Annotated in this window: 22 protein-coding genes, 1 tRNA gene and 1 riboswitch; of the genes, 13 read left to right on the forward strand and 10 right to left on the reverse strand. The window is 63.4% G+C overall.

Going from position 1 to position 20,453, the window contains the following annotated elements; genetic code table 11:
- Positions 1 to 108: 108 nt before the first annotated feature.
- Entirely contained in the window at positions 109 to 3,012 is a 2,904-nt protein-coding gene (gene ileS, locus OEZ71_RS17755) for an isoleucine--tRNA ligase (protein ID WP_263741389.1), read from the forward strand.
- A 55-nt stretch (positions 3,013 to 3,067) separates the two neighbouring features.
- Here the strand turns inward: ileS and OEZ71_RS17760 are convergent, their stop codons facing one another.
- Positions 3,068 to 3,658: a TetR/AcrR family transcriptional regulator gene (locus tag OEZ71_RS17760; protein WP_263741390.1), complete on the reverse strand. Its 591-nt coding sequence runs from the start codon at positions 3,656 to 3,658 to the stop codon at positions 3,068 to 3,070.
- A gap of 99 nt (positions 3,659 to 3,757) precedes the next feature.
- Here OEZ71_RS17760 and OEZ71_RS17765 point away from each other — a divergent pair, with 99 nt between their 5' ends.
- Both OEZ71_RS17765 and OEZ71_RS17770 read left to right on the forward strand, forming a co-directional pair.
- A complete protein-coding gene (locus tag OEZ71_RS17765) occupies positions 3,758 to 4,351 on the forward strand; it encodes an NAD(P)H-dependent oxidoreductase (protein ID WP_263741391.1) in 594 nt (197 codons plus the stop codon).
- Between the two features lie 187 nt (positions 4,352 to 4,538).
- Positions 4,539 to 5,021: a methylated-DNA--[protein]-cysteine S-methyltransferase gene (locus OEZ71_RS17770; protein WP_263741392.1), complete on the forward strand. Its 483-nt coding sequence runs from the start codon at positions 4,539 to 4,541 to the stop codon at positions 5,019 to 5,021.
- A 144-nt stretch (positions 5,022 to 5,165) separates the two neighbouring features.
- Here the strand turns inward: OEZ71_RS17770 and OEZ71_RS17775 are convergent.
- Positions 5,166 to 5,241: transfer RNA gene (locus OEZ71_RS17775), tRNA-Lys, on the reverse strand.
- 97 nt (positions 5,242 to 5,338) lie between these two features.
- On the opposite strand from OEZ71_RS17775, the gene dapF reads away from it, so the two are divergent.
- The 3 genes from dapF to OEZ71_RS17790 all read left to right on the forward strand — a co-directional run bounded on the left by dapF (position 5,339) and on the right by OEZ71_RS17790 (position 7,927).
- Positions 5,339 to 6,178: a diaminopimelate epimerase gene (gene dapF, locus OEZ71_RS17780; RefSeq protein WP_263741393.1), complete on the forward strand. Its 840-nt coding sequence runs from the start codon at positions 5,339 to 5,341 to the stop codon at positions 6,176 to 6,178.
- The gene (mtaB, locus tag OEZ71_RS17785) at positions 6,175 to 7,434 is read left to right on the forward strand and encodes a tRNA (N(6)-L-threonylcarbamoyladenosine(37)-C(2))-methylthiotransferase MtaB (protein WP_263741394.1); all 1,260 of its coding nucleotides are present in this window, start codon (positions 6,175 to 6,177) and stop codon (positions 7,432 to 7,434) included. Before dapF ends, mtaB begins: the two co-directional genes overlap by 4 nt.
- A gap of 85 nt (positions 7,435 to 7,519) precedes the next feature.
- Positions 7,520 to 7,927, forward strand: coding sequence for a c-type cytochrome (locus OEZ71_RS17790; protein WP_263741395.1), 408 nt, complete (start codon positions 7,520 to 7,522; stop codon positions 7,925 to 7,927).
- Between the two features lie 43 nt (positions 7,928 to 7,970).
- On the opposite strand, the gene OEZ71_RS17795 is transcribed toward OEZ71_RS17790, so the two are convergent.
- Positions 7,971 to 8,414, reverse strand: coding sequence for a 6,7-dimethyl-8-ribityllumazine synthase (locus OEZ71_RS17795; protein WP_263741445.1), 444 nt, complete (start codon positions 8,412 to 8,414; stop codon positions 7,971 to 7,973).
- Positions 8,415 to 8,482: 68 nt separating this feature from the next.
- Positions 8,483 to 8,627, reverse strand: a riboswitch (FMN riboswitch).
- A 56-nt stretch (positions 8,628 to 8,683) separates the two neighbouring features.
- Positions 8,684 to 9,346 carry an NAD(P)-dependent oxidoreductase gene (locus OEZ71_RS17800; protein ID WP_263741396.1) on the reverse strand — a complete coding sequence of 221 codons (663 nt, stop codon included), beginning with the start codon at positions 9,344 to 9,346 and terminating at the stop codon, positions 8,684 to 8,686.
- A gap of 149 nt (positions 9,347 to 9,495) precedes the next feature.
- Here OEZ71_RS17800 and OEZ71_RS17805 point away from each other — a divergent pair, with 149 nt between their 5' ends.
- From OEZ71_RS17805 to OEZ71_RS17830, 6 genes are all read left to right on the forward strand, one after another.
- Positions 9,496 to 9,774 (forward strand): hypothetical protein, encoded by a 279-nt coding sequence (locus tag OEZ71_RS17805; RefSeq protein ID WP_263741397.1) that lies wholly within the window; start codon positions 9,496 to 9,498, stop codon positions 9,772 to 9,774.
- Between the two features lie 8 nt (positions 9,775 to 9,782).
- The gene (locus OEZ71_RS17810; RefSeq protein WP_263741398.1) at positions 9,783 to 10,391 is read left to right on the forward strand and encodes a glutathione S-transferase; all 609 of its coding nucleotides are present in this window, start codon (positions 9,783 to 9,785) and stop codon (positions 10,389 to 10,391) included.
- Complete coding sequence (locus OEZ71_RS17815; RefSeq protein WP_263741399.1) at positions 10,334 to 11,026, forward strand: LysE family translocator; 693 nt, start codon at positions 10,334 to 10,336, stop codon at positions 11,024 to 11,026. Before OEZ71_RS17810 ends, OEZ71_RS17815 begins: the two co-directional genes overlap by 58 nt.
- A 373-nt stretch (positions 11,027 to 11,399) precedes the next feature.
- On the forward strand, positions 11,400 to 11,963 hold the full coding sequence (gene petA, locus OEZ71_RS17820) for a ubiquinol-cytochrome c reductase iron-sulfur subunit (RefSeq protein ID WP_263741400.1): 564 nt from the start codon (positions 11,400 to 11,402) through the stop codon (positions 11,961 to 11,963).
- Between the two features lie 12 nt (positions 11,964 to 11,975).
- Positions 11,976 to 13,298 (forward strand): cytochrome b, encoded by a 1,323-nt coding sequence (gene petB, locus OEZ71_RS17825; RefSeq protein ID WP_263741401.1) that lies wholly within the window; start codon positions 11,976 to 11,978, stop codon positions 13,296 to 13,298.
- Between the two features lie 19 nt (positions 13,299 to 13,317).
- On the forward strand, positions 13,318 to 14,106 hold the full coding sequence (locus OEZ71_RS17830; RefSeq protein WP_263741402.1) for a cytochrome c1: 789 nt from the start codon (positions 13,318 to 13,320) through the stop codon (positions 14,104 to 14,106).
- Between the two features lie 100 nt (positions 14,107 to 14,206).
- Here the strand turns inward: OEZ71_RS17830 and OEZ71_RS17835 are convergent, their stop codons facing one another.
- Positions 14,207 to 15,196, reverse strand: a complete 990-nt coding sequence (locus tag OEZ71_RS17835; protein ID WP_263741403.1) for an NAD(P)H-quinone oxidoreductase — start codon at positions 15,194 to 15,196, stop codon at positions 14,207 to 14,209.
- Complete coding sequence (locus tag OEZ71_RS17840; protein ID WP_263741404.1) at positions 15,193 to 15,897, reverse strand: COQ9 family protein; 705 nt, start codon at positions 15,895 to 15,897, stop codon at positions 15,193 to 15,195. Before OEZ71_RS17840 ends, OEZ71_RS17835 begins: the two co-directional genes overlap by 4 nt.
- Before the next feature lie 108 nt (positions 15,898 to 16,005).
- Between OEZ71_RS17840 and rpsU the strand changes: the two genes are divergently transcribed.
- A complete protein-coding gene (gene rpsU / locus OEZ71_RS17845; RefSeq protein WP_010398727.1) occupies positions 16,006 to 16,212 on the forward strand; it encodes a 30S ribosomal protein S21 in 207 nt (68 codons plus the stop codon).
- Positions 16,213 to 16,348: 136 nt separating this feature from the next.
- On the opposite strand, the gene leuB is transcribed toward rpsU, so the two are convergent.
- The 4 genes from leuB to leuD form a co-directional block, all read right to left on the reverse strand.
- Positions 16,349 to 17,458, reverse strand: a complete 1,110-nt coding sequence (gene leuB, locus OEZ71_RS17850; RefSeq protein ID WP_263741405.1) for a 3-isopropylmalate dehydrogenase — start codon at positions 17,456 to 17,458, stop codon at positions 16,349 to 16,351.
- A gap of 153 nt (positions 17,459 to 17,611) precedes the next feature.
- Entirely contained in the window at positions 17,612 to 18,715 is a 1,104-nt protein-coding gene (locus tag OEZ71_RS17855; RefSeq protein WP_263741446.1) for an endonuclease/exonuclease/phosphatase family protein, read from the reverse strand.
- On the reverse strand, positions 18,688 to 19,527 hold the full coding sequence (locus tag OEZ71_RS17860) for a hypothetical protein (RefSeq protein ID WP_263741406.1): 840 nt from the start codon (positions 19,525 to 19,527) through the stop codon (positions 18,688 to 18,690). The genes OEZ71_RS17855 and OEZ71_RS17860 overlap by 28 nt, the downstream gene beginning before the upstream one ends.
- Positions 19,528 to 19,802: 275 nt before the next feature.
- Positions 19,803 to 20,408 carry a 3-isopropylmalate dehydratase small subunit gene (gene leuD / locus OEZ71_RS17865; RefSeq protein ID WP_263741407.1) on the reverse strand — a complete coding sequence of 202 codons (606 nt, stop codon included), beginning with the start codon at positions 20,406 to 20,408 and terminating at the stop codon, positions 19,803 to 19,805.
- Positions 20,409 to 20,453: the final 45 nt, after the last annotated feature.

Consider the following 20,453-nt stretch of genomic DNA (forward strand, 5'->3'; position numbering starts at 1 on the left):
GGGATACGAATTACGAACCCGGCGCTCTGAGAAGAGACGCCGGGCAAAGGTGTTCGAGATTTCGCACCGCCCCTCGATCAGGATTGACCTTCCGAAGGACCGCCAGAAATGTGCGCCGATACGACAGACACGACCCCCGACTACCGTAACACCGTTTTCCTGCCCGAAACCGAGTTTCCGATGCGTGCGGGCCTTCCGCAGCGAGAGCCGGAATGGCTGGCCCGCTGGGAAAAGATCGGCATCTATGACCGGCTGCGCGAAAAAGAGGGCCGCGCACCCTTCACGCTGCATGACGGCCCGCCCTATGCCAACGGTCATCTTCATATCGGCCACGCGCTGAACAAAGTGCTTAAGGACATGGTCGTCCGCTCGCAGCAGATGATGGGCAAGGATGCCCGCTATGTGCCGGGCTGGGATTGCCACGGCCTGCCGATCGAGTGGAAGATCGAAGAGCAGTACCGCACGAAGGGCCTGAACAAGGACGACGTGGACATCGTCGCCTTCCGCCAGGAATGCCGCAAATTCGCCGAGGGCTGGATCGACGTCCAGCGTGAGGAGTTCAAACGGCTGGGCGTGACCGGCAACTGGCCCGACCCGTACCTGACGATGGACTACCACGCCGAGGCGGTCATCGCGGGCGAGTTCCTGAAGTTCCTGATGAATGGCACGCTCTATCAGGGCTCCAAACCCGTTATGTGGTCGCCGGTCGAGAAGACCGCGCTCGCCGAGGCCGAGGTCGAGTATCACGACCATACCAGCCACACGATCTGGGTGCGGTTTCCGGTGGTGTCAGAAGGTGACTTGAATGGCGTGCCGGTGGTCATCTGGACCACGACCCCGTGGACCATCCCGCAGAACCGCGCTGTCGCATTCAATCCCGAGATCGCCTATGGCCTTTATCAGGTCGGGGCAGTCAGCGACAACGCGTCGGCGCAGGCGGGCGAGAAAGTCATCGTGGCCGACACTCTTGCAGCCTCGATCTTCACGTCCGCGCGGGTGGAGGAGTTCGAGAAACTCCGCGACGTGACTGCCGAGGAACTTGGCGCGCTGACGCTTGCCCACCCCCTCCGTGGCGTCGAAAACGCCAACGGCGAATGGGATTACGACGTCCCCATGCTGCCCGGAGACCATGTCACCGATGAGGCGGGGACGGGCTTTGTCCACACCGCCCCGAGCCATGGCGACGACGACTATCAGCTTGGCCTCAAATACGGCCTGCCCATGACCTACAACGTCATGGAGGATGGCTCCTATCGTAAGGACCTGCCCATCTTCGGCGGTGAGGCGATCATCAATGCCGATGGCAAGGAAGGCCCGGCCAATGTCTCGGTGATCAAGAACCTCGCTTGGGCGGGTAAGCTCTTTGCCAAGGGCAAGGTCAAGCACAGCTATCCCCATAGCTGGCGCTCCAAGGCGCCGCTGATCTACCGCAACACGCCGCAATGGTTCGTCGCCATCGACGAAAAGCTCGACGACGGCATGGGCGACTACGGCGACACGATCCGCACCCGCGCGCTCAAGTCGATCGACGAGCTTGTCACCTGGACGCCGAAGACCGGGCGCAACCGGCTGCACTCGATGATCGAGGCGCGGCCCGACTGGGTGCTGTCGCGCCAGCGCGCCTGGGGTGTGCCGCTGACGTGCTTCGTAAAGAAGGGCGCGAAGCCGACCGACGCAGACTTCCTGCTGCGCGATCCGGCCGTCAATGCCCGCATCGTCGCGGCCTTCGAGGAAGAGGGCGCGGATGTCTGGTACAAGGACGGGTTCAAGGCGCGGGTTCTGGGTAACGACTACGACCCCGAGGCCTATGATCAGGTCTTCGACGTTCTGGATGTGTGGTTCGATTCAGGCTCCACCCACGCCTTCGTGCTGCGCGACCGTGCGGACGGGACCGAGGACGGCATTGCCGATCTTTACCTTGAGGGCACCGACCAGCATCGCGGCTGGTTCCATTCCTCGATGCTGCAAGCCTGCGGCACCAAGGGCCGCGCGCCCTATCATGGCGTCCTGACCCACGGCTTCACGCTCGACGAGAAGGGCATGAAGATGTCCAAGTCCTTGGGCAATACCGTCGCGCCGCAAGAGGTCATCGACGAATACGGCGCTGATATCCTGCGCCTCTGGGTGGCGCAGTCGGATTATACGGTCGACCTGCGCATCGGGAAGGAAATCCTGAAAGGGACGGCGGACAGCTATCGCCGCCTGCGCAATACGATGCGCTTCCTTCTGGGCAACCTCGCCGGTTTCAGCGACGCTGAAAAGGTCGCGCCTGCCGACATGCCGGAACTGGAACGCTGGGTGCTGCACCGGCTGGCCGAGTTGGACCACACCGTTCGCAAAGGGTACGCGAAATACGACTTCCAGGGTGTGTTCCAGACCCTCTTCACCTTCTGCACGGTGGACCTCTCGGCCATCTATTTCGACATCCGCAAGGATGCGCTTTACTGCGATGCCGAAGGCAGCCTGACGCGCCGGTCGGCGCGCACGGTGCTGGACCTTCTCTTCCACCGGCTGACGACATGGCTTGCGCCTATTCTCGTCTTCACGATGGAAGACGTGTGGCTGTCGCGCTTCCCCGGCGATGCGTCCTCGGTCCATCTTGAGGATATGCCCGAGACGCCCGGCGACTGGCTGGATGAACCGCTCGCCCAGAAATGGGAGAAGATCCGCCGCGTCCGCCGGGTGGTGACGGCGGCGCTGGAGGTGCAGCGCACGGCCAAGGTCATCGGTGCCTCGCTGGAAGCGGCCCCTGTGGTGCATGTCGAGGATGAGGAAACGCTGAAGGCCCTGCAATCGGTCCCCTTCGCCGATATCTGCATCACCTCGGGCATCAGCCTGACCGCAGATCCGGCCCCCGGCGAGGCGTTCCGCCTGCCCGAAGTGCCAGGCGTCGGCGTCGTGTTCGAGACGGCGGACGGAGACAAATGTCAGCGCTGCTGGAAGATCCTGCCCGATGTCGGCAGCCACGTACATCAGGGCACCTGCGCCCGCTGTGACAGCGCGCTGGGCTGAGTACAGCGGAACCGGCCCACAAGCGACACGAGCGGGTCCGACGGGTCGGGCCCGCTTAATTCTTTATGCGCCCGCCCGGCAACAGCCATGCCTGCAAAAGCTCCATCAGCATTTCCTGCAAGGTCTGCTTCTGGTGGAGTGCGCAGAAATGCAGGGCGATCACATGGATCAGGAAGGCCTGAACGCCCGATGAGAGCAGCGCGGGCGTGACGTCCCTGCGGAAGGGACCGCGCGCCAGCCATTCTCCCAGAACCTGATCGGTGCGGGCGAAGGTCTGTGCAATGGGACCGATCTCGGCCACACCTGCCGCGCCGGAATAGCGCAGGATCAGGTCAAAGACATAACGTTCGGAAATCATCACCGCGACCAGCGGCATCAGCGCCCGGACAATCGCGGGGATATCAGCGGGTGCGGGCAGCGCCTCGATCCGGTCCAACTCGGTGTCGATCCGGGCGCCGATCAGGAGTTCGAGCAAAGCCTCCTTGTCACGGAAATGGGCAAAGAACGTGCCCTTGGCGACACCGGCGCGCAGCACCACTTCCTCGACCCGCATCGCCTCATACCCGACCTCGGCAATGACGCCTTCCGCCGCCGCGATCAGCCGCGCGCGGGTCTCAAGGGTTCGCTTCTGAACGGCGCGTGCCATGAGGCTGTCTAGCGCAAGTTCTGACCGTGGTCAAATTTAATATTGACCACGGTCAATTATTTCCATAAAGATGACCGTGGTCAATTTAAGGAGAGCATCATGCAAGCGAAACGGATCTTCATACTCGACGGGCACCCTGCCGCGACCTCGCTGTCGCGCGGCTTCGCCGAGGCCTATGCAAATGCGGCGCAGGCCGCGGGCCATGAGGTCAGGATAGCCCATCTGAGCGACATGGAGTTCGATGCCGATTTCGGTCAGGGCAATTTCAAGGACTGGAAGCCGCTGGAGCCGGTGCTGGAAGACGTGATGCAGGACCTGACATGGTCCGATCATTTCGTTCTGACGATGCCGATGTGGTGGGGCAGTCTGCCGGCGAAGCTCAAGGGGCTGATCGACCGGACGTTCCTGCCGGGCACCACCTTCGATACGCGCGTGACAAACATGATCGGCATGCCGGCGCCGCTGCTGAACGGGCGCAGCGCACGGGTCATCGTGACCTCGGACACGCCGGGCTGGTTCCAGCGGCTGAAATACCGCAATGCGCTGATCCATCAGCTGCGCGGTCAGGTCCTTGGGTTTGTCGGCATTCGCCCGGCGCGGTTCACCTGGTTCGCGGGTGCGAGCCATCCGGGCGAAGGAGCCGTGGGACGCTGGGCGCGGGCGGTGGAAGGTCTGGGCGCGCGGGCTGCCTAAGGGCGATGCCTCCTCCCGGAATTCGAACCCAGCAGCAGGTTGTCGCGGAGCACGATCCCAGAAGGGTGCGGGAGTTTTCCCCAGCGGATCGGTTCCCCCCCATCGATTCCGCCCGCGTCGTGCTCTATCGTGGCCCGCGCCGAGCATCGCCTTCGATCAAGGTACTGGCGGCGATGAACTGCAGAGCATGCGGACCGACGGAGAGGGCGGATTGATCCATAGGAAGGTATTCGACAGTCCGCTTGGCCGGATGGTCCTCACGGAAACCGACGGTGCGCTTTCGCGGCTGGACTGGGGAGGGCAGTTGGAGGATGAGGGCCAGTCGACGCTTCTCGATGAGGCCTGCCGTCAACTAGCCGAATATTTCGACCACAAGCGTAAGACCTTTGATCTGCCGATCGCCTTTGCCCCGGGTCTGACCGGAGATGTCCAGCGTGCCATGTGCGCAATTCCGATCGGCGAGACGCGGACCTATGGCGATCTGGCGAAGGACCTGGGCCTGCCGGCGCAGGCCATCGGGCAGGCCTGCGGCGCCAATCCGATCCCGATTATCGTGCCCTGCCACCGCATTCTCGGCGCAGCCGGACTCGGCGGGTTTTCCGCTCCGGGAGGGGTTGAGACAAAGGTCGCGTTGCTCCGGCACGAAGGGGCTGCGTCGCTGCTGCTCTGATTGCACGTCCCTTCAATCCGGAACTTGCGTGCCGGAAGCCCTTTCCGCAGGTATGCCAGAGCTTGTTGCAGCCTGTCGGTTCAGGCCCGGCATCCAATCGGCGTATGTCGATCAAACGACCCGGGCATGTTTGATCGGAGAAAGTGGTGAGCCCGACAGGATTCGAACCTGTGACCCACTGATTAAAAGTCAGTTGCTCTACCAACTGAGCTACGGGCCCATCACAGGGCGCCTCTTTAGGAAGCTCGCAAATGGTGGTCAAGAGCAAAAGCAAGCGCCACTGGCAAAAACCTTTGCCCGGGCGTATATGGCACGCCATGAAAGATAATCGCCCCTCTGACGGCCTCGCATTCAGGAAGATGCACGGCGCCGGCAATGACTTCGTGGTCATCGACTCGCGGGGGCGTTCCCCTGTGACTACGGCCGCGCTGGCTGCGGCACTTGGCGACCGCCATCGGGGCGTCGGATTCGACCAACTGGCCGAAATCCGCGATGCGGAGGGCGCCGATTTCGCGCTCGATTTCTGGAATTCGGATGGTAGCCGGGCGGGCGCCTGCGGCAATGCCTCGCGCTGCGTGGCCGATCACGTGATGGCGGGTCTCGGTCGGGATGACGTCAGCTTCGTGACCGAACGCGGGACGCTTGGTGCCGTGCGTCGGGCCGACGGATTGGTCAGCGTCAATATGGGGGCGCCGATTCTCGACTGGCAGGCTGTGCCGCTTTCGTATGAGGTCGACCTGATGCACCTGCCGATCCCGGGCGATCCGGCGGCTGTCGGTATGGGCAACCCGCATTGCGTCTTCTTTGTCGCCGATGCCGAGGCAGTAGATCTGCCGAAAGACGGTGCGGCGATGGAACACCATCCGCTGTTTCCGAAGGCGACGAATGTCGAATATGCGAGCCTGACCGGCCCCGACCGCCTGCGCATGCGGGTGTGGGAGCGCGGTGCGGGGATCACGCTGGCCTGTGGGTCCGGCGCCTGCGCCACGGCCGTTGCGGCGCATCTGCGCGGCCTGACCGGGCGGCATGTCGTTCTCGATCTCGATGGCGGCACGCTGGAGATCGACTGGCGCGAGGACGGGGTCTGGATGACCGGCCCTACGGCGCATGTCTTCGATGGCTGGCTGACGACTGACTTCATCGACGCCCATCCATGAAGCCACCAGTCTTTTCCACCCTCGGCTGCCGTCTCAACGCCTATGAGACGGAAGCGATGAAGGAACTCGCGGCGAAAGCCGGGATTGAGGGCGCGGTCGTGGTGAATACCTGTGCGGTAACGGCTGAGGCGGTGCGCAAGGCCAAGCAGGAGATCCGCAAGCTCCGCCGCGAGAATCCGGATGCGACGCTCATCGTCACTGGTTGCGCCGCCCAGACCGAACCTGAAACCTTCGCCGCTATGCCGGAAGTGACAAAGGTCATTGGCAATACCAAGAAGATGCAGGCCGAGACGTGGCAGTCGCTAAACGCCCCCGATCTGATCGGCGAGACCGAGAGGGTGATGGTCGACGACATCATGTCCGTCACCGAAACCGCCGGGCATCTCATCGACGGCTTCGGCCGCCACCGCGCATATGTGCAGGTCCAGAACGGCTGCGATCACCGCTGCACCTTCTGCATCATTCCTTACGGGCGCGGCAACTCCCGCTCGGTTCCTGCAGGCGTCGTGGTGGATCAGATAAAGCGGCTGGTGGACAGGGGATTCCTCGAAGTCGTCCTGACGGGGGTCGACCTGACCTCATGGGGTGCCGACCTGCCGGGCCAGCCCCGGCTCGGCGATCTTGTCATGCGCATCCTCAGGCTGGTGCCGGACCTTGCGCGGCTGCGTATCTCCTCAATTGATTCGATCGAAGCGGATGAGAACCTGATGCAGGCCATCGCGACCGAGCCGCGCCTGATGCCGCATCTGCATCTTTCGCTCCAGCATGGCGACGACCTGATCCTGAAGCGGATGAAACGCCGCCACCTTCGCGAAGACGCGATCCGGTTCTGCGAAGAGGCACGGCGCCTGCGCCCCGACATGATCTTCGGCGCCGACATCATCGCCGGTTTCCCGACCGAGACCGAGGCGATGTTCGACAACTCCCTGAAGCTCGTCGAGGATTGCGGCCTGACCTTCCTGCATGTCTTCCCCTATTCCCGCCGTGACGGCACGCCCGCCGCCCGCATGCCGCAAGTGAAAGGTCCGGCGATAAAGGATCGCGCCGCCCGCCTCCGTGCAGCCGGAGAGACGGCCCTTGCCCGTCATCTCGACGCGCAACAGGGCCGTAGTCATCGTATCCTCACGGAAGGTCCCCGCCTCGGCCGGACCGAGCAATTTACAGAAGTGGCCTTCGCCAGTGATCAACCGGAAGGCACGCTGCTGACCGCCACGATCGCGGGTCATGACGGTGCCCGGCTTCTTGCATCATTCTGAACATCCAGTGATTCAAATCAAATTCATCGGCAGGAATGTAAGCAATAGTGTTCTGGCAAAACACTGGTGGTATGGGAGGAGCAACATGCCAAGACTTGCAACAATGATTTCGATAGTTGCCGCTTGCGGCTTCACTGTTGGGGCGGCGTTGGCACAGGATGCTGATATCGGAAAATCGCTTTACGACGACTACTGCGCGGCATGCCACGGCGCGAGCGGGGCGGGCGATGGAGACATGGCTAATCTGATGACCATTCCCGCGCCCAACCTTACTCTGCTTGCCACGAACAACGACGGCGAGTTTCCGATGCTCAACGTGATTCACATTATCGATGGGCGGACAGGTGTGCGCGCGCACGGTGGTCCCATGCCCGTCTTTGGCAGGGTCTTCGCATCGACGGAACCGGGCCCTGCCAATCCCTACGGATCCGTTCTGGAGGTCCGGGGACGTGTTCTTTCGCTTGCGATGTATCTGGAGTCGCTGCAGAAATAACATCACTTCGCAGCGGCGGATACCGCCGCTGCGTTGCTTCGACTTAGGCCGCCAGCGCTGCGCGGGTCCGCCCGATTGTCAGCGCTGCCTCCGCCGCTTCGCGCCCTTTCTGGACAAAATGCGCGCGATAGATCGCGTTGTGATGCGCCGTCTCCTGATACTGATGCGGGGTCAGCGACACCGAGAGCACGGGCACCCCGGTGTCGAGCGCCGCGCGCATCAGCCCATCCACCACGGCTTGCGCCACAAAATCGTGCCGGTAAATGCCGCCATCGACGACGAAGGCGGCGGCGGCCACCGCCGCATAGCGGCCCGAAGCCGCCAGATCGCGCGCCAGAAGCGGCATCTCGAACGCGCCCGGCACGTCGAATACATCGATCCGATCGGCGTGGATAACCTCGCGGAACCCGGCCAACGCCTGATCGACGATATGGGCGTGCCAGTTGGCCTTGATAAAAGCAAAACGGGTGTGTGTCATCTTGGTGATCTCCTTTCGTGAACGACACGTCACCCAAGGCGATCACGGGCGAAAAACCACCCCGAAGAGTGGCTCGCGCACGTTCTCTTTCATCCGGACTGTTACCGTCGGCCCCGGCCTTTCACCGGGTCTGCTGACCCCTCGCTGGTGCAAGGGCGCTCGCGGGCTCGGGGTTTCCCCCATACCGCCGGTGGGGAATTGCACCCCGCCCTGAGAACGGCAACAGCGTGACACCTTCATGCCTGTCCTGCAAGGGGCCGATGCGTCGGGTTGGACCGTCAGGTATGGCCGATAAACGGGTACCGATGCAGATGGGACGGGTCATCAATCTGCGCAGCAACGAAATCGGCCACTTCATCGCGCGTAATCTTTGTCAGGCGTGTGTCGGGCGTGATCTCGTTCAGAACGGAAATCGATCCGGCCGAGGGGCGTTCAGAAAACGGCGCTGGTCTCACGATGGTCCAGTCAAGCCCCGAGGCAGCGATCATCTTTTCCTGCCGGTCCTTGTCGCGATAGCGGGCACGGGTGAAGAGCGGAAAGATGATCCAGTCATAAAAGAACCCGCCATGGCCGCGTGTCTCGCCCGCACCGACACCGGTGATGGCGATCAGACGGCGCACGCCGCCGGCCTTCATGGCCGGGATCAATGCGACCGTGACATCGGAAAAAAGCGTGGTGGCGCCCATCCGGTCGGTGCCAAGGGCAAAGATCACCGCCCTGCAGCCTGCGACGAAGCCGGTTAACGCGGTTTCATCCCGCGGATCGAACGCCCAGACATCGGCGCGACCCGAGAGATCCGACAAGCGGGACGCGTTCCGAGTCTGGCAGCGCACAGGATGACCGGCGGTCAGCAGGCGGTCAACGATCCTGCGCCCGACGCCGCCGCTTGCCCCAAGAACCGCGACGGGTGTGCCAAAGGTCCCCTTGTTTTCCTGGTCCATGTGCGACTGCCGGTTCTACAAAAGATATTCACGCCAGTATCGCACCGGACAATATCTGCGCGTTGATCCATAACAACTCGACCGGCCTTGACATCCCGCACCGCCTTCTCATCTCCTGATGACAGAGGGACCAGACAAGGGAGGGTCCGATGCCATTGCCACTTGCCCCCATTGCCGGGTTTGCCATTCGCTACGGCGCCGTGGCGCTTGCGGCCTATGGTCTTCGCCGGGCGCTGCGCAAGGGCCGCACCGATCAGCGCGCCGAGGATGCACTGGACGATATGGATGAGGGCGTCGCGGTTCACCGCCCTGCCGACCGCGGGCAGACCAATGCCGCCGCCCGGTTCCGGAGGGTGATCCGCTGGGGAGATACGGCCATCGAAATCGACGCGGCCGCGCTCGGCCGTTTCCGGGTCCGGAAAGTTTAGGAAACAGAATGCGGCTCTATCACTCGCCGACAACGCCTTACGGGCGCAAGGTCATGGTGCTTCTGCACGAAACCGGGCAGGCGGACGAAGTGGAGCTTGTCACCTCGGGCGGCACGCCGCTTGATCCGGGCAACCAGCCGCTTGATCTCAATCCTCTGGGCAAGATCCCCGCGCTCGACACCGGCGACGGGACGGCGATCTATGATAGCCGGGTCATCTGCCGCTATCTCGACGACCGCGCGGGCGGCACGCTCTACCCGCCCGCGCCACGCCTGTGGCAGACCCTGACACTGGAGGCGACGGCGGACGGCATTCTGGAGGCCGCCCTTCTTATGGTTTACGAATCGCGGCTGCGGCCCGAGGACATCCGGTTTGAGCCCTGGGTCGAAGGCCAATGGTCCAAGATCGCCCGCGCGCTCGACGCGCTGGAGGAGCGCTGGATGGGCCATCTGAATGACCCACTGGACATGGGTCAAATCGCGGTCGCCTGCGCGCTTGGGTATCTGGATTTCCGCCACGGGGCCCGCAACTGGCGTGACGGGCGGGCGCAACTGTCGACATGGTACAACGCCTTCTTGCGGCGTCCGTCCATGAAGGCGACCGAGCCCGCCGGGTGAGCCTGCCCCTTGCGCCGTTCCTGACGGTCTGGACGGTGCTGGCGATGAACATCGCCTCGCCGGGGCCGAACGTATTGAACACGATCACAACCGCCATGGGATCGGGCCGCGCGGCCGGGCTTGCCTCGGCCGCCGCCGTGGCACTGGGGATCGGGATCTGGTGTGTCGGCATGACATTGGGCATGGCCGCCCTGTTTCTTGCCCTGCCTGCGGCGCGCGCGATTCTGACGGTGATCGCGATCTGCCTGCTTCTGTGGTTCGCATCGCGATACCTGCGCGCAGCATGGCAGGGCTGGCGCGGCACGGGCAAGAAACTGGCCGGTCGTTCGGGATTGTCGCTTCGCGCCGCGTTCCTGCGGTCTTTGTCGGTCAACGCGCTCAATCCCAAGGCGCTGACGACCTGGGTGCTGATTCTCACGCTCTTCCCTGTGGCCCGCGCTGGGGCAGGCGATATCGCGCTTCTCTGCGCCGGTGCCTCTGCCATCGCCTTCGCAATTCACGCGGCCTATGCCGTCGCGTTTTCCACGGCTCCGGCTGCACGCGCCTATCTGCGGGCCGCACCCGTCATCAATGGTGCGGTCGGACTCTTCTTCGCTGGATTTGCGGTCAGGCTGGCGGCGGGTCTTCTGCCCTGACCCGTTCAGAACCAGCTATCGCGACACAGCGCCCGTCCGGCTGACCCTCATAGGTCCAGCGCATGGCGTCGCGACGGCACGATCCTTCCGGCATGATGCTCCTTTGCCGAGTGACCGCGACAGGAGCACGGCGACCCATTTCGGAAACGGGAAAGCGCGGGGAATCACCCTTGATCGCCCTCATCGGCACTCTCTCGCCCGTGACTTTTTCGCCGCCACCCCGAGGCAACAGTGCCGCAGAGCCCCCGATGCGCCCGATTGTCCGCTGGACGGGCCCGAATTTGGCCGCTAATAACCGCCCGGGAAGGCTGCGGGAAACTGCGGCCCATTCGTCGCAGGACCGGCCCGCCGGTCGAAGAAGGGAGAAAGTTTCGTGTCCCAAGCTGAAGACCACGCAGGCACCCGGAGGGATTTCCTCTACTACGCCACCGCGGGCGCCGGGGCGGTCGCGGGCGGCGCCGCCGTCTGGACCCTCGTTGACCAGATGAACCCCTCCGCCGATGTTCAGGCGCTGTCGTCGATCTTCGTCGACGTCTCGGGCGTTGAGGTGGGCACGCAGTTGACCGTCAAATGGCTCGGCAAGCCGGTCTTTATCCGCCGCCGCACGCAGGAAGAGATCGACGCGGCCCGCGCGGTGCCGCTGGCCGATCTGATCGATAGCGGGGCTGAAAACGCCAACATCGGCGCCGAGGCGGATGCGGCGGACGAAAACCGCACGCTGGACGAAGCCGGCGAATGGCTGGTGATGATGGGCGTCTGCACCCATCTCGGCTGTGTGCCCTTGGGCGACGGAGCGGGCGATTTCGGCGGTTGGTTCTGCCCCTGCCACGGTTCGCACTACGACACCGCAGGCCGGATCCGCAAAGGCCCTGCGCCGACCAACCTGCCGGTGCCGGTCGCGGCCTTCACCGACGAAACCACGATCAAGCTGGGCTGAGGGGGCTGAAAGATGGCTGGTATTCCGCACGACCATTACGAGCCCAAGACGGGTTTTGAGCAGTGGCTTCACCGCCGCCTGCCGATCGTGAGCCTGGCTTACGACACCCTTATGATACCGACGCCGAAGAACCTGAACTGGTGGTGGATCTGGGGCATCGTCCTGGCCTTCTGCCTCGTTCTTCAGATCGCGACGGGCATCGTCCTTGCGATGCATTACACGCCGCATGTCGATCAGGCCTTCGCCTCGGTCGAGCACATCATGCGTAACGTGAATGGCGGCTACATGCTGCGCTACATTCACGCCAACGGCGCATCGCTCTTCTTCCTTGCCGTCTATATCCACATCTTCCGCGGCCTCTTCTACGGCTCGTACAAAGCCCCGCGCGAGATCACCTGGATTGTCGGTATCCTGATCTTCCTTGCGATGATGGGCACCGCCTTCATGGGCTACGTCCTGCCGTGGGGCCAGATGTCGTTCTGGGGCGCCACGGTTATCACCGGCCTTTTCGGCGCAATCCCGGGCATCGGCGAGCCGATCCAGACCTGGCTTCTGGGTGGACCAGCGGTGGACAATGCCACGCTGAACCGCTTCTTCTCTCTCCACTACCTCCTGCCCTTCGTGATCGCGGCGCTGGTTGCCGTTCACATCTGGGCCTTCCACACCACGGGCAACAACAACCCGACCGGTGTCGAGGTGCGGCGTGGCTCGAAAGCGGAAGCCGAGAAGGACACTCTGCCCTTCTGGCCCTATTTCGTGATGAAGGACCTCTTCGCGCTGGGCGTGGTTCTGGTGGTCTTCTTCGCCATCGTCGGCTTCATGCCGAACTACCTTGGCCACCCCGACAACTACATCGAAGCGAACCCGCTGGCGACGCCCGCGCATATCGTGCCGGAATGGTACTTCCTGCCGTTCTACGCGATCCTGCGCGCCTTCACCTCGGATGTCTGGGTCGTCATGCTGACAAACTGGGTCACCTTCGGCATCGTCGACGCCAAGTTCTTCGGCGTGCTAGCGATGTTCGGCGCGATCGCGGTCATGGCCATCGTGCCGTGGCTCGACACGTCGAACGTGCGGTCTGGTCAGTACCGGCCGATGTTCCGCTGGTGGTTCTACCTGCTGATCATCGACTTCGTCGTCCTGATGTGGTGCGGCGCTATGCCGGCCGAACCACCCTATTCGATCATCTCGCTGATCGGGTCGGCCTACTGGTTCGCCTATTTCCTCGTGATCCTGCCGCTTCTGGGTGTGATCGAAAAGCCGACGACCCCGCCGGCGACGATCGAGGATGACTTCAACGCGCATTACGGCGCAAAAAGCACTCCGGCCGAGTGAGCGGAAAGGATTGATTGAGATGCTGAGAAATATCGCAATCGCGGCCGCTTCCGTTCTTGCCCTGTCGGGTGCCGCTTTCGCCGCCGGTGGTGGTGAGCAGCATATCGAGGATGTGGCCTTCTCGTTCGAAGGCCCGTTCGGCAAATATGACGAGCACCAGCTGCAGCGCGGCCTTCAGGTCTACACCGAGGTTTGCGCCGCCTGCCACGGCATGAAGTTCGTGCCCATCCGGACGCTCTCGGATGAAGGCGGCCCGCATCTGCCGGAAGATCAGGTGCGTGCCTACGCCGCGCAGTTCACCGCCATCGACAAGGAGACGGGTGAAGAGCGTGAGGCAACGCCGAACGACTTCTTCCCGAAATCCTCGCTGGAAAACGCGCCGGACCTGAGCCTGATGGCCAAGGCCCGCGCCGGTTTCCACGGGCCCTACGGCTCGGGGATCAACCAGTTCTTCAAGGGCATCGGTGGGGCGGAGTACATCTATTCGATCCTCACCGGCTATACCGGCCATGAGGTCGAACAGGTCGGCACCACGTTCTATGAGAACACCGCCTTCCCGGGGGGACTCATTGCCATGAATCCGCCCCTGTCGGACGGTCAGGTCGAATATGCCGACGGTCATGACAACACGGTCCATCACATGGCCGAGGACGTCTCCGCCTTCCTGATGTGGGCGGCCGAGCCGAAGATGATGGCGCGCAAGCAGGTGGGCTTCGTGGGCGTTCTGTTTCTTGGCCTGCTGACGGTGCTTCTGTACCTCACCAACAAGCGGATCTGGGCGCCCTACAAGGGCAAGAAGCAAGCCTGACCGCCGGAGCCGGGGGCGCTGCCCTCGGACCCCCGGAGTATTTCGGGCAAGATGAAGATGGGACGCGCCTTTCGGGGCGCGTTCTTTTTTGCCGGGAAGGTTAGCGCACCTTCAGGACGATCTTGCCGATATGGCCCGAGCTTTCGATGCGGCGGTGCGCTTCGGCGGCCTGATCGAGCGGGAATTCCGAATCCATCACTGGCGCGAGGCGTCCGCCATCGATCAGTGGCCAGACATGGGCGCGCAGTTCCTCCGCGATCCGCGCCTTGGCAAGGTCGCTTTGGGGCCTGAGCGTAGAGCCGGTGATGGTCTGGCGCTTCATCATCATCGGCGCGAAATTGATCTCGGCCTTCGGGCCTTGCAGGAAGGCGATCTGCACCAGCCGCCCGTCATCTGCCAGCGCCCTCAGATCGCGCGCGATATAGTCACCGCCGACCATGTCGAGGATGACGTCCGCTCCGCCCTCAGCCTTGAGGATGTCGACGAAATCCTCCTCGCGGTAGTTGATCGCCCGCTCAGCGCCGAGGTCCACGCAAGCGGCGCATTTCTCGGCCGAACCGGCGGTCGCGAAGACGCGGGCGCCAAGGGCCGAGGCGATCTGAATCGCGGTCGTACCGATGCCGGAGGACCCGCCATGGACGAGAAAGGCCTCGCCCGCCCTGAGTCTGCCGCGCATGAAGACGTTGGACCACACCGTATAGCAGGTCTCGGGCAGGCAGGCAGCCTCGCGCAGGTTCATGCCTTTCGGGATCGGCAAGGCATGGGCGGCGGGGGTCACAACATATTCGGCATAACCGCCGCCGGGCAGGAGCGCGCAAACCTCGTCCCCGACCGTCCAGCCGGACACATCCGGGCCAAGGGCGGCGACGCGCCCCGACGCCTCCAGCCCCGGCAGGGGTGAGGCCGAGGGCGGCGGCGCGTAAGCGCCCGCGCGTTGCAGCGCGTCGGGGCGGTTGACGCCCGCCCAATGGACCTCGATCAGGATCTGACCGGGGCCCGGCGCGGGCACGGGCACCTCGACCTGGGTCAGCACCTCCGGCCCGCCCGGTTTTGAGATTTCGATCGCCCGCATCGTCTTTGGCAGCGTCATGCGCCCTCCTTGCCTGTCATCCGTCCCGGCAGGTCACCCGGCGCGCCCGTTGGTGCCCGAACACGCTCCAGTATCTTCATCGGTCCCGCCAGCACCCGGCCCAGCACTGGATTGTCCCGCACCTGCGCCTTGAACTTCTCGAACCGCATCACATCCTCGATCCGGCGGTCGAGGAACTGCCATGTGGCGTCCTGCCCGGCGCTGTCATCGCCGAGCCAGTAAAGCACGACGGATGAATAGACCGCCGAAAGCGTCGCGCGTTTTGAATACCAGTTGATGTCTTCCGACGTATCGCCAAGGGCGCGCCAGATCGCATCCGCCGTGCCCCAGACAAGCGAAGCGCCCGTCGCGGCATTCTGCGGCAACGCGAAGAGCGCCGCGCCCCGTCGCACGAGTTCCCGGTCAGCCCCTTCAAGCCTAAGCCGAACGGCCAAAGCCACCCGGTCGCGGAACCGGAGCGCGGTTAGGTCCTCGGCATCAAGGGCGGCCACCATCGCTGCATCCCCTGCCTTGTGATAGGCAATGGCGAGGTCGAGCGCCCCGCGGGGGAAGACCGCACGGGCGAGAGCAGGGGCGATGCCGATATCCTCGCAGGCCGCACGGAACGTGGCCTCGGACCAGCCATCGAACACTGCGTGGCTGAGGGCGGCCTCCATGAGCCGTTCCTTCGCCGAACCGATATCGAAGCCCTTGTTTTCCATGGTCTGCCGCCTCCGCATCCACCCCATAGACAAAAGCCGGGGCCTTTGCTATACGGCCGCCTCCTGCAACTGATTGCAACTCTAACTTAGGAAGGTGGTGACAACCACATGCAGGTCAGCGTTCGCGACAACAACGTCGAACAGGCGCTTCGTGCTCTGAAGAAAAAACTTCAGCGCGAAGGGGTTTTCCGTGAAATGAAGCTCAAGCAGCATTTCGAGAAGCCGTCCGTCAAGAAAGCGCGCGAGAAGGCCGAGGCCATCCGCCGTGCCCGCAAACTGGCACGCAAGAAGGCCCAGCGCGAAGGCGCTCTCTGAAGCGACTGGAACAGCTGGCGGGGGCGACCCCGCAAGACGATCAACCCCCGAGGCACGCCCCGGGGGTTTTTCATTTTCTGGGGTCAGATGAATAAGGGGCGCCGAGTGGCGCCCCTTCCAGTTCTGTCGTAGCGTGTCAGGCGAGCGAGGCATCCAGCGCCTTGACGACAGCGTCGCCCATTTCGCTGGTGGAGACGGGCTTGCCGCCCTCCGGTCCCATCAGGTCGGCCGTGCGCAGGCCCGAGGCCAGAACCGCCTCGATGGCGCCTTCCAGCCGGTCGGCTTCGGTTCCCTGATCGAAGGAATAGCGCAAAGCCATCGCGAAGGAGAGGATGCAGGCGATCGGGTTCGCCTTTCCTTGGCCAGCGATGTCGGGGGCCGAGCCATGGACGGGCTCATACAGCGCCTTGGGGCGGCCATTGGCCATCGGCGCGCCGAGCGAGGCCGAGGGCAGCATGCCCAGCGAGCCAGTCAGCATCGCCGCGCAGTCGGACAGGATGTCGCCGAAGAGGTTGTCGGTGACGATCACGTCGAACTGCTTGGGCCAGCGGCAAAGCTGCATCGCACCCGCATCGGCATACATGTGCGAAAGCTCGACCTCGGGATATTCCTCGTCATGCACCTTCTGCACGACTTCGCGCCAGAGGATGCCCGATTCCATCACATTGGCCTTCTCCATCGAGCAGACCTTGTTGTTCCGGCGCTTCGCGAGTTCAAAGGCCGACCGCGCCACACGGGCGATCTCGGATTCGGTATAGCGCTGGGTGTTGATGCCGACACGCTCATTGCCTTCGGTGAAGATGCCGCGCGGTTCGCCGAAATAGACGCCCGACGTCAGTTCCCGCACGATCATGATGTCGAGCCCGGCCACCACATCGCGCTTCAGCGACGAGAAGTCGGCCAGCGCGTCGAAGCACTGGGCAGGGCGCAGGTTGGAAAAGAGGTCCATTTCCTTGCGGATGCGCAGCAGGCCGCGTTCGGGTTTCAGCGCGAAATCGAGGTTGTCGTATTTCGGCCCGCCAACCGCGCCGAGCAGGACGGCGTCCACCGCCTGCGCCTTGGCCAGCGCCTCATCCGTCAGCGGTACGCCATGGGCGTCATAGGCGGCGCCACCGATCAGGTCTTCGCTGACATCGAAGTTGAGCCCGCGCTTCGCGCCGAACCAGTCGATGATCTTGCGGACCTCGGCCATGACTTCGGGGCCGATCCCGTCGCCGGGCAGGATGAGGATGGAAGGATTGGCCACGTCGGGGCTCCTTAGCCGTTGAATAGGATCATGGCTCGCCTAGCCAAAGCCCGCCGCAGGGTCAAGCAGATGTCCCGTTGCGGGCCGCCTTCGGTGAAGATTCCCGCAACGTGAGTTGCGTTTAAGTCCAGCTCCCACGTGACGAGCCGTTGGTTAAGGCAGGTCGATATCGACCCAGACAAGCCGGTGCCGTGACGCCGTTTCCGCCGCAAATGCCGCTGGGTCGTCCTGGATGGGCCACCATATTCCGGAGCCCGTGACCTTTAGGTCGGCGGAGGGCAGCACGTAGTCGACCCGGAGATTGCCGGGTCCCGGAACATCGGGCCAGTCGGCAGTGTCGAGCGCCGGGTCGCCGCGATGTGACCGGTTCGCCCCGCCTTGACTGGCCGCCTGTGCTCCGCCTGAGCTTCTCGGCAGCGAGTCGACGAAGCGCCGGTCGGACAGCAGTGCGAGCAGCGCCTCGGGCCGTCCATCGCCGTCGATCGGGTCAAGGTTGGCGTCGCCAAGCAGGACCATCGGCGGCTTGGGGGCAGGGGCCGCCAGCGCGCCGTCCAGGAGGCGCGTCCAGAACGCCGCCTCATCGTGGTTCCGCCTGCCGTTGCGGTCTTCCGGCCCGTCGAAGACCGGCGGGGTGGCGTACCAGCAGAGAAGCGTCAGCTGAGCGCCATCAGGCAGAACGACCGGAACCGCCCAATGCCCTGTCGTGGACAGACTTTGAACCTCCATTACCTCTTCCGGCAAGCCTACCCCACCGATCAATGCGCCGGGCAGGTCGCGCCAGAGGGTATCCGAATAGTCGGCGACGTCCTTCTCGGCGATCGGCAGTCGAGACAGGATCGCCATACCGTCTGCCCCGGCAAAACGCCCATAGCCCTGAGCGTCGCCGGACCCGCCGGTCTTGCCGTCGCCATCGAGGTCCAGTCTCGTGGCCCGGCCGGTATTTGGACGAAGCGAAAATCGGTAGGGGTATTCGGCGTTCAAGGCCGCAAGCCGGTCGGCCAGGGCCGCAAGGGCCAGACCATCGAGATCGTAGTCGAATCCGGTCAGGAGGATAACGTCAGGCGCCGCCCCCGCGATCACATCGGTGACCGCTATCACCTGCTTGTCCTTGCCCGACAGGATGTCGCGCAGCAAAAGACCCGGTCCCTTGCGGCTCAGATCGACATTGTAGGTGGCGATGCGCAGCGTTTCGGCGGCCGTTGGTCCCGCTATCAGAAGGGCTGCCAGGATCAGGCTGGCACAAGTTCCGCGTCGGATGCCGAAGCGCTGTTGCGCTTGCGCTTCTCGGCGATCATGCCGGCAATCCGGCCCATCGCAATTCCGCGCATGAAGAGGGAAGCAGGAAGGAAGGCCCATGCAGTCATCATCCAGATCAGCGTTTGCGGGCTTTCCAGCGTCACCGGCGAAAAGGCGAGCGACGCGAGTTTGACCGCGGCAGGGATAATGAACGGTAGAAGGAAGCCGAGTGCAATGTTGAACCGCGAATCCCGCTGAAGGCGACTGACGACGTCGCCGCCCGTGGTCGGATCGAAGGTCGGCAGGTTGATCCAGACATTGAAGCTGCCCATCCGGTTGGGCCAACCGATGAGCCGCATGGAGATCACGAAGAAAATCAGCGTCAGGAGCGAGATGACATAGGCAATGCCCGATGTCGTGCGCACGAGGATCATGTGATCAAGGCTCATCCCGTCGGGGAGCATCAGAACCACCAGCCTTACCGGGCTGTAGGGCACGTCGATAACGGCCCCGATACGGTTGCCGATAGCCTCGACAAAGGTGGTCAGGGTGGTCGGGGCGGTCTGTCCGCGCACGATGGTCGACAGGACCAGCACGGTCACGAAAAGCGACAGGAAGCGCAGGCGGTTGAAGGGCGGGGCGTCGCGGAACTCGACAAGGCCGGGATAGGTGGAAGCATATTCAAAGAAGGTCAGCGCAGCGGCAAAGAGCGCGACGAGCGCCACGATCTGGGTCGTGTCGGACGACACACCGGGAAGCATGAGCGACGGCGTTGCGATCAGCACAACGACCAGCAACGCTCTGACAACCGCTCCGGTGAGCTGCGAAAACACGTCCCTATTCCCCTCGCATGGCCGGAACCGGTTCATTGCCGGATCTCTGGTCCAACGCGGGCTCGCCATGAGCGGCGAACTGCCTCATTGTGACCGAGCATGCGCGCAATTCCGCCTCCCCATCAACTTTGGGTTAAGGTTAATGCTGGCAATAAGGCGTTTTCGTGGAAGAACTGGTGCGGCTTTGCATCATTTTCTGCGCAAAAATCCGCCGAATGGTCTTGAGAAAGGGCCGCCCGAAAGGGGCGGCCCAATATATTGTGGTTTGAATTGTGTCAGACCCAAGGCCGAGCCTGAGCTGCCTCATTTTCGAACCGGTCGATGGCAGGCGCTTTTTCGAGCGTCAGGCCGATGTCATCGAGGCCGTTCAGAAGGCAGTGCTTGCGGAACGAATCGACTTCGAATCCAAAGCTTTGCCCGTCGGACGTGGTCACGGTCTGCGCCTCAAGATCCACCGTCATCCGGGCGTTCGCGCCCTTGCGGGCATCTTCCATCAGGATGTCGACCTGCTCTTGCGGCAGGACGATCGGCAGGATGCCGTTCTTGAAGCAGTTGTTGAAAAAGATGTCGGCGAAGCTGGTGGAAATCACGCAGCGGATGCCGAAATCGAGAAGCGCCCAGGGGGCGTGTTCGCGGCTTGAACCGCAGCCGAAATTGTCACCCGCCACGAGGATCTCGGCATTGCGATAGGCGGGCTGGTTCAGCACGAAGTCCGGGATTTCCTTGCCGTCCTGGGTAAAGCGCATCTCGTCAAAGAGATTGGCGCCGAGACCGGAGCGTTTGATCGTCTTCAGGAACTGCTTGGGGATGATCATGTCGGTGTCGATATTGACCAAGGGCATCGGCGCTGCGATCCCGGTCAGGGTGGTGAACTTATCCATGGTGTCTGGTCCTTATTCGGTGGCTGGCGCCCGTCCCGTTTCCGT

This window comes from Albidovulum litorale (assembly GCF_025751495.1).
Lineage (GTDB): Bacteria > Pseudomonadota > Alphaproteobacteria > Rhodobacterales > Rhodobacteraceae > Albidovulum > Albidovulum litorale.